The sequence below is a fragment of the Acetomicrobium sp. S15 = DSM 107314 genome (assembly GCF_016125955.1).
GTDB lineage: Bacteria > Synergistota > Synergistia > Synergistales > Thermosynergistaceae > Thermosynergistes > Thermosynergistes pyruvativorans.
Window position 1 is genome coordinate 1 of record NZ_JADEVE010000353.1, and the last position, 501, is coordinate 501.

Annotated in this window: 1 pseudogene; it reads left to right on the plus strand. The window is 49.3% G+C overall.

The window, feature by feature from the left end:
* A pseudogene (locus EZM41_RS11005) lies at positions 1-407 on the plus strand (aldehyde ferredoxin oxidoreductase C-terminal domain-containing protein); the annotation flags it as partial.
* Positions 408-501: the final 94 nt, after the last annotated feature.

Sequence of the window (501 nt, forward strand, 5' to 3'; positions counted from 1 at the left end):
GCTGGGGTAGCGCCGTTAAGGGATTGTGGGGCAACCTACTTAAAGGAAGCGGTATTTTTATAACGTTACGTTGGGCATTTTTAATCCTTCTTGCGCTTGGGTTTTTGTGGTCTTTGTCGCTTTTTGTGAACATGGTAAACAAGCAACTGCCGACGTTCGAGGACAAAGCCGAGGCGCTCCATTACTTTCCCAACTTCCGCCTATGGTTTTCCCTGGCCGGCCTATGCAAACTACCCTGGAACGACATAGAACCCGAAGAGTTCCTCGCATTCCTCAACGATGACTTTGGGATCGACGGCATCGTGGTCGGCGAGGATTTCCGCTTCGGGCGCAATAGAAAAGGCAACTTGACCATGTTGCAGGAAGAGTGCAAAAAACCGATTCTGGGATCTAAGTGCGTTCTGTAGATCTCACTTAAAACGGTAACGTAAAGCAGAGAATTTCCGAAGCTAATCAGGGCATTAAGACGATTCTGCGGAGGCCTTCGCGTCCTTTTGGCGA